General features: G+C 71.4%; 5 protein-coding genes and 1 tRNA gene. 5 read left to right on the forward strand and 1 reads right to left on the reverse strand.

Annotated features, from left to right (window positions below):
• Positions 1–2 precede the first annotated feature (2 nt).
• Entirely contained in the window at positions 3–2,792 is a 2,790-nt protein-coding gene (ppc, locus tag AAG801_RS20260; RefSeq protein WP_341889974.1) for a phosphoenolpyruvate carboxylase, read from the reverse strand.
• 102 nt (positions 2,793–2,894) lie between these two features.
• Between ppc and hemC the strand changes: the two genes are divergently transcribed.
• The 5 genes from hemC to AAG801_RS20285 all read left to right on the forward strand — a co-directional run bounded on the left by hemC (position 2,895) and on the right by AAG801_RS20285 (position 7,154).
• Positions 2,895–3,824, forward strand: coding sequence for a hydroxymethylbilane synthase (gene hemC, locus AAG801_RS20265; protein WP_341889975.1), 930 nt, complete (start codon positions 2,895–2,897; stop codon positions 3,822–3,824).
• Between the two features lie 10 nt (positions 3,825–3,834).
• Complete coding sequence (locus AAG801_RS20270) at positions 3,835–4,611, forward strand: uroporphyrinogen-III synthase (RefSeq protein ID WP_341889976.1); 777 nt, start codon at positions 3,835–3,837, stop codon at positions 4,609–4,611.
• Between the two features lie 10 nt (positions 4,612–4,621).
• The gene (locus AAG801_RS20275; RefSeq protein WP_341889977.1) at positions 4,622–5,776 is read left to right on the forward strand and encodes a uroporphyrinogen-III C-methyltransferase; all 1,155 of its coding nucleotides are present in this window, start codon (positions 4,622–4,624) and stop codon (positions 5,774–5,776) included.
• 19 nt (positions 5,777–5,795) lie between these two features.
• Positions 5,796–7,043, forward strand: a complete 1,248-nt coding sequence (locus tag AAG801_RS20280; RefSeq protein WP_341889978.1) for a heme biosynthesis HemY N-terminal domain-containing protein — start codon at positions 5,796–5,798, stop codon at positions 7,041–7,043.
• A 34-nt stretch (positions 7,044–7,077) separates the two neighbouring features.
• Positions 7,078–7,154 (forward strand) — tRNA-Arg (locus tag AAG801_RS20285).
• Positions 7,155–7,598 lie beyond the last annotated feature (444 nt).

Consider the following 7,598-nt stretch of genomic DNA (forward strand, 5'->3'; position numbering starts at 1 on the left):
GCTCAGCCGGTGTTGCGCAGCCCCGCCGCCACGCCGTTGATCGAGATGTGGATGCCGCGCTTGACGCGGTCCATGCCCGGGTCGCCGTCGCGGCCGCTGCGGTAGCGACGCATCAGCTCGACCTGCAGGTGGTTCAGCGGGTCGAGGTAGGGGAAGCGGTGCTCGATCGAGCGCGCCAGCGTAGGGTTGGACTCGAGCCGCTTCTTCTCGCCGGTGATCAGCGACAGCGCGTCGTTGGTTCGTTCCCATTCGGCGCGCACCAGGCCGAAGATGCGGCGGCCTAGCTTCTTGTCCTCGACCAGTTCGACGTAGCGCGCTGCGATGCCCAGGTCGCTCTTGGCCAGCACCATGTCGAGGTTGGACAGCAGGGTGCGGAAGAACGGCCACTGCTTGTGCATCTTCTGCAGCAGCGCCAGGCGTTCCTTGCGTTGCTTCGGATCCTTGCCAAGGTAGGCCTCGATCGCCGAGCCGAAGCCGCACCAGCCCGGCAGCGCGACGCGGCACTGGCCCCAGCTGAAGCTCCACGGGATGGCGCGCAGGTCTTCGATCGCCCGCGTCGCCTTGCGCGAGGCCGGCCGCGAGCCGATGTTCAGCTCAGCGATCTCGCGGATCGGCGTGGCGCTGAAGAAGTAGTCGGTGAAGCCGGGGGTCTCGTAGACCAGCTTGCGGTAGGCCGCGTAGCTGGCGGCGCTGATCGCGTCCGCCGCCTCGAGAAAGGCCTTGGGCGCGCTCTTGGTCGGGTGCAGCAGCGTCGCTTCCAGCGTCGCGGCGACCAGCGTCTCCAGGTTGCGCCGGCCGATCTCGGGGTGGGCGTACTTCGAGGCGATCACCTCGCCCTGTTCGGTCAGGCGGATCTGCCCGTTCACCGTGCCCGGCGGCTGCGCCAGGATGGCCTGGTAGCTCGGGCCGCCGCCGCGGCCCACCGTGCCGCCGCGGCCGTGGAACAGGCGCAGCGTGAGGCCGTGCGCGCGGTCGAGTTCGGTGAACAGCTCGACCAGCGCGATCTCGGCGCGGTACAGCTCCCAGTTGCTGGTGAAGCTGCCGCCGTCCTTGTTGCTGTCGCTGTAGCCGAGCATGATGTCCTGCTCGGCACCGGAGGCCTTCATCATCGCGGCGACGCCGGGCAGCGCGTAGTAGGCGCGCATGATCGGCGCGGCGTTGCGCAGGTCGCCGATGGTCTCGAACAGCGGCACGACGATCAGCTCGGTCACGGCGGCATCGTGCAGCTCGCCGCGCATCAGCCCGGTCTCCTTGAACAGCAGCAGCACCTCGAGCAGGTCGCTGACGTCTTCGGTGTGCGAGATGATGTAGTGGCGCAGCGACTCGCGACCGAAGCGCTGCAGCATGCGGCCGGCGGTCTCGAAGATCGCCAGCTCACCGTCGGTGTGCTCGCTGTAGCTCGCGGCGCGCACGCGCAGCGGCCGCGCGTCGTTGAGCAGCCGTACCAGCAGCTCGCGCTTGGCGGGTTCGGGCAGGCCGCTGTAGTCGGCCTCGATGCGTGCGGCCTTCAGCAGTTCGGCGACCACCGCCTCGTGCTTGTCCGAGCTCTGCCGCAGGTCGACGGTGGCGAGGTGGAAGCCGAACACCTGCACCGCACGCATCAGCGGCGCCAGCCGCGGGCCGACCAGCGCGCCGGCGTGGTGCGAACGCAGCGACGCCTCGATCACCTTCAGGTCGGCGAGGAACTCGTGCGCATGCAGGTAGGGGCTCTCCGGCGCCACCGCGTGGCGCAGTGCCTCGGTGCCGGTCAGCTCGTGCAGCGTGGCGGCGAGCCGCGCGTACATGCCGATCAGCGCGCGGCGGTAGGGCTCGTCCTCGCGGTGCGCGTTGTGGTCGGGCGAGCGCTCGGCCAGCGCCTGCATCTCGGCGGTGACCGGCGCGAGCATCGCCGACATCGACAGCTCGCTGCCCAGCAGGTGCACCTCGGTGAGGTAGTGGCGCAGCACCGTCTCGCTCTGCCGGCGCAGCGCCATCTGCAGCGTCACTTCGGTGACGAAGGGGTTGCCGTCGCGGTCGCCGCCGATCCAGTTGCCCATGCGGAAGAAGGGCGCGATCTCGTGGCCGGGCAGCTGTTCCTCGATCTCGCGGTACATGCGCGGGATCTGGCGCAGGAAGGTCGAGTGGTAGTAGCTCAGCGCGTTCTCGATCTCGTCGGACACCGTCAGCTTGGCGGTGCGCAGCATGCGCGTCTGCCACAGCTGCGTGATCCGGGCGCGGATCAGCGACTCGCCCTCGGCGCGGTCGCGGTCGCTGCGCAGTTCGTCGCGCTCGCCGATCAGCTCGGCGATCGCCCGCTCGGCGCTGAGGATGCTCTGCCGCTGCACCTCGGTCGGGTGGGCGGTCAGCACCGGGCTGATGTAGGCGTGGCGCAGCGTCCGCACGATCTCGTTGGCGCGGATGTCGGCTTCGGCCAGGCGTTCGAAGGTGGTGGCCAGCGAGCCTTCCTGCAGGTGGCCCTGGCCCTCGTGGTGCTCGCGCCGGCGCACGTGGTGGCGGTCCTCGGCGATGTTGGCCAGGTGCGAGAAGTAGCTGAAGGCGCGGATCACGCTGACGGTCTGGTCGCCCGACAGGTTCTTCAGCAGCCGGTCGAGCGCGCGGCCGGCCTGCGCATCGCTCTTCAGCCGGTAGGCCACCGACAGCTTGCGCACCCGCTCGATCAGCTCGAAGGCGTCCTTGCCCTCCTGCTCGCGGATCACGTCGCCGAGGATGCGGCCGAGCAGCCGGATGTCCTCCACCAGCGGGCGGTTCTTCTCGGCGGCGTCGCTCGCGCTGCGGCGTGTCGCGTTGTTCATGGGCCTCCTCCGGAGCTGTAACTTGGTTACGTCGCCCGATGCTAACAGCCCGGGCCTGCCGGGCCGACTGACGCAAGACGCGCGCCTGCTAGCATGCCGGCCATGGCCGAACCCATCGTCATTGCCACCCGAGAAAGCCGACTGGCCCTGTGGCAGGCCGAGCACGTGCGCGACCTGCTGGCGCAGCGCTTCGGCGCGAAGGTCGACCTGCTCGGCATGACCACGCGCGGTGACCAGATCCTCGACCGCACGCTGTCCAAGGTCGGCGGCAAGGGGCTGTTCGTCAAGGAACTCGAGACGGCGCTGGAGGAGGGGCGGGCGCACCTCGCGGTGCATTCGCTCAAGGACGTGCCGATGGATCTGCCCGAAGGATTCGCGCTGGCCACCGTGCTCGACCGCGAGGACCCGCGCGATGCTTTCGTCTCGCCGCGCTACGAGCGCCTGGCGGACCTGCCGCAGGGTGCCAAGATCGGCACCTCGTCGCTGCGCCGCTGGGTGCAACTCGGTGCGCTGCGCCCCGACCTGGTGGTCGAGCCGCTGCGCGGCAACCTCGACACGCGGCTGCGCAAGCTCGACGAAGGCGGCTACGACGCCATCGTGCTGGCCGCCGCGGGCCTGAAGCGCCTCGGCCTGGCCGAACGCATCCGCAGCGTCTTCGAGCCCGGCGAGATGCTGCCGTGTGCCGGGCAGGGCGCGCTGGGCATCGAGGTGCGTTCGGACAACACCTCGCTGCTCGAGCGCCTGGCCACGCTGACGCACCGCCCGACCTGGCTGGCCGTGCAGGCCGAGCGCGCCGTGTCGCGCGCGATGGGCGGCAGCTGCAGCATGCCGCTGGCGGTGCATGCAGTCTGGCGCGGCGACAGGCTCTGGCTGCGCGCCGCGCTCGGGCACCCGACGAAGCCGCTGTCGACGCTGCTGCGCACCGAAGTCGAGGACGCCGTGACCAGCGACGCGCAGGCGCGCGCGCTCGGCGAACGGGCCGCGCAGGCGCTGCAGGCGCAGGGTTCGGGCGCCTACCTCGCCGAATCCTGACGGCGCCGTCATGAGGCTGATCGTCACCCGTCCCGCCGCGCAGGCGGCCGAGTGGGTGGCGGAGTTGAGCCGACTCGGCGTCGACGCCATCGCGCTGCCGCTGATCGGCATCTTTCCGCCGCGCGAGCGCGCACCGGTGTCGGCAGCCTGGGGCACCCTGGCAGCTCAGCGTCTGGTGATGTTCGTCAGCCCGAACGCCGTCGAGCAGTTCTTCGCCCTGCGCCCGGCTGGCGCCCGCTGGCCGCCGGACACGCTGGCCGGCTCGCCGGGCCCGGGCACCAGCCGCGTGCTGCGTTCGCTGGGCGTGCCCGACGCCTGCATCGTCGAGCCGAGGGCCGATGCCGCTCAGTTCGATTCCGAGTCGCTGTGGGAGCGCCTGCGCGAGCGCGACTGGTCGGGCGCCGCCGTGCTGATCGTGCGCGGCGAAAGCGGCCGCGACTGGCTGGCCGAGCGGCTGCGCGAGGCGGGCGCGCGCGTCGGCTTCGTCACCGCCTACGAGCGTGCAGCGCCGGTGCTCGGCGCCGCGCAGCACGAGCGCCTGCGCGAGTCCCTGGCGGCGCCGGCAGCACACACCTGGATGTTCAGCAGCTCGGAGTCGATCGACCACCTGCTGGCTCTCGCGCCCGGCGCCGACTGGCGGGCGGCCCGCGCACTGGCCACCCACCCGCGCATCGCCGAACGCGCGCGCGTCGCCGGCTTCGGCGCGGTGCACGAATGCCGCCCGGCGCTCGATGCGGTGGTGGCCTGCCTACAATCGTTCGAGACCCCACACCGCCAGTATCCGTAAGCGAGATCCCTTGATCGACATCGCGCCCCCGCCGAACGACTCCGCACCTGCGCCTGCGCCGGTGCCGCCGCCCGTCAGCGCGCCTGCGCCAGCCGCACGCACGGTGGCTGCCGCGCCGGGTCGCTGGTGGGCGTTGATCACGGCGCTGCTGCTGGTGCTCGGCGTGGTCTCGCTGGCCGTGGCCTGGAAGACCGACCAGCGTGTCGCCGCACTCGAGCAGGAGCTCGTGCGCCGCCAGCAGGAGAGCGCGAAGCAGGCCGTCGAGGCGCAGATGCTCGCCAAGCAGGCGCAGGAGAACGTCGGCGCCGCCGCCGCCAAGGTGGCGCTGCTGGAGGCACGTGTCGCCGAGGTGGCGCTGCAGCGCACGCAGCTCGAGGACCTGATCCAGTCGCTCTCGCGCTCACGCGACGAGAACCTGCTCGTCGACGTCGAGGCCGCGCTGCGCATGGCGCTCCAGCAGGGTGCGATCACCGGCAGCACCGAGCCGCTGGTGCTGGTGCTGCGGCAGAGCGACGAGCGCCTGGCGCGCTACAGCCAGCCACGGCTGGACGGCGTGCGCCGCGCGATCGCACGCGACCTCGACCGCGTGCGCTCGGCCGGCGCGCTGGACATCGCCTCGCTGACCATCAAGCTCGACGAGGCGATGCGCATGGTCGACGAGCTGCCCCTGCTGGCCGTGGCCGAACCGCGCCGCGACCTGCCGCGCGCCGCTGCCGCGCCGGCGAGCGCGCCGCGCGCCGGCGCGGCAGCCTCTGCGCCCGCCAACACGCCGGCTGCGACCTGGCTGCCGGCGTCCTGGGGCGCAGCCTGGCAACGCCTGCGCACCGGCGTGTGGGACGAGGTGCGTGCGCTGGTCCGCGTGACCCGCATCGACCATCCCGAAGCCGCGCTGCTCGCGCCCGAGCAGGCCTTCTTCGTGCGCGAGAACCTCAAGCTCAAGCTGCTCAACGCGCGGCTGGCATTGCTCAGCCGCCAGTTCCCGACCGCACAGGCCGACCTGATCGCCGCGCAGGCGATGATCGACCGCTACTTCGATCGCAGCACGCGCCGCGGCACTGCCGCCAGCGACTTGCTGCGTCAGGTGATCGCGCAGGCGCGCCAGACCACGCTGCCGCGCCCCGACGACACGCTGGCGGCGCTGGCCACGGCCGCCGCGGGGCGCTGAGCAGCGACGGGCCGGGGCCATGCGATCAGTCATCTGGTTCGTGCTGCTGTTCGTCGTCGCCGTCGTCGCGGCGAGCACGCTCGGCGCCAACGACGGCCTGGTCAGCTTCTACTGGTCCGGCCAGCGAGTCGATCTGTCGCTCAACCTGTTCCTGATCCTGCTGGTGGTCATCTGCGCCGTGCTGGTCACGGTGTTCAACACGCTCAATGCGCTGATCGGTCTGCCGCAGCGCGCCCGCGAGTGGCGCGTCGCACGGCGCGATCGCACCGCGCAGGCCTCGCTGCGCGAGGCGCTCTCGCAGTACTTCGGCGGGCGCTACAGCCGTGCCCAGAAGGCTGCGCAGCGCGCGCTCGCGATCCAGTCGGACACACCCGAGCTGGTGCAGGACAACGAGTTCACCGTGCTCGGCCACCTGCTGGCCGCCGGCAGTGCGCACCGCCTGCAGGATCGCGCCAGCCGCGACCGCTCGATCGAGCGTGCGCTCGAACTGGCGCGCCAGAGTGCAGCCGCGCGCTCGGCGGAAGAGGGCGCGCGCCTGCTGGCCGCCGAGTGGGCGCTCGACGACCGCGACGCCACGCGGGCGCTCGAACTGCTCGGCGAACTGCCCACCGGCGTGGCGCGGCGCACCCACGCGCTGCGCCTGCGCCTGCAGGCCACGCGGCTGGGCCGCCAGCCGCAGGAGGCGTTGAAGACCGCACGCCTGCTCGCCAAGCACCAGGGCTTCTCGAAGGAGGCGGCACAGGGGCTGCTGCGCTCGCTGGCCTTCGAATCGCTGGACACCGCGCGCGATGCCGAGCAACTGCGTCGCGTCTGGACGCAACTCGATGCGCTGGACCGGCGCGACGCCTTCGTCGCCGCGCGTGCCGCGACCCGCGCCGCGGGCTATGGCGCGAGCGACGAAGCGCGCGGCTGGCTGCGGCCGTTCTGGGAACGCCTCGCCGAGTTGGCCGCGGAAGAGCGCGCTGCGCTGGCGCTCGCCTTCGCTCACGCGGTGGCCGGCCTGGGTGTCGAGTGGCTGCCCCGGCTCGAAGCTGCCGCGCAGGCCTACGGCCGCGAGCCGGCGATGAGCTACGCCGTCGGCATGGCGCTGGCTGAGCGCCAGCTGTGGGGCAAGGCACGTCGTCTGTTGGACGAAGCGGCGGGCGACGCGAGCCTGCCGGCGCCGGCACGGCGCAAGGCCTGGCGCACCTTGGCCAGCATCGCCGCCCAGGAGGGCGATGCCGAACGTGCTGCCCGTGCCCACGAGGCCGCCGCGCGGCTGGACTGAGGGCGTTGCGAACCTGCTATACTGTGCGGCTCGCGCGGCTGTAGCTCAGTTGGATAGAGTACTTGGCTACGAACCAAGGGGGCGTGGGTTCGAATCCTGCCAGCCGCGCCAATCAAATCAACGGGTTAGCTCTTACACGGAGCTAGCCCGTTTGTCTTTTCGGGCGCCGGGGGTCCACCCAGGGGTCCACCGGCGGCGGGATCTCGGTGGACGGGCTTGCATCGCTTGGGGCATGCACCATGGTGACTGGTTAGCCTGGCGACCGCCAAGTACCCAGGCCGATGGGCCGTCGAGCTCCGGTCAGCCTTGAGCACCGGCGGGCAGCGTCGGGACACTGCACCGCTGCGAGTCAAGTCGACACCGGCTTGGAGCGCGTCACCGGACTGGAAGCCTACCGCCGGCACTTCTACGGGTTAGGGCGAAGTCGCCGCTCAGGCTTGTGCGCTTGCTCCACTCATCGCTCAGCTACCAGTTCTTGAGGCCGTCGTCCAGTGGAAGTGGTCAGGGACCCCCTCATCCTAGTTCCTGCAAGTTCTGACAGGGTGACGTGTTCGG

This window comes from Variovorax sp. YR752, assembly GCF_943372545.1.

Excerpts from the sequence above, each read along its gene's own strand:
- ppc (WP_341889974.1), bottom strand. The coding sequence starts at position 2,792 with ATGAACAACGCGACACGCCGCAGCGCGAGCGACGCCGCCGAGAAGAAC.
- hemC (WP_341889975.1), top strand. The coding sequence starts at position 2,895 with ATGGCCGAACCCATCGTCATTGCCACCCGAGAAAGCCGACTGGCCCTG.
- AAG801_RS20270 (WP_341889976.1), top strand. The coding sequence starts at position 3,835 with ATGAGGCTGATCGTCACCCGTCCCGCCGCGCAGGCGGCCGAGTGGGTG.
- AAG801_RS20280 (WP_341889978.1), top strand. The coding sequence starts at position 5,796 with ATGCGATCAGTCATCTGGTTCGTGCTGCTGTTCGTCGTCGCCGTCGTC.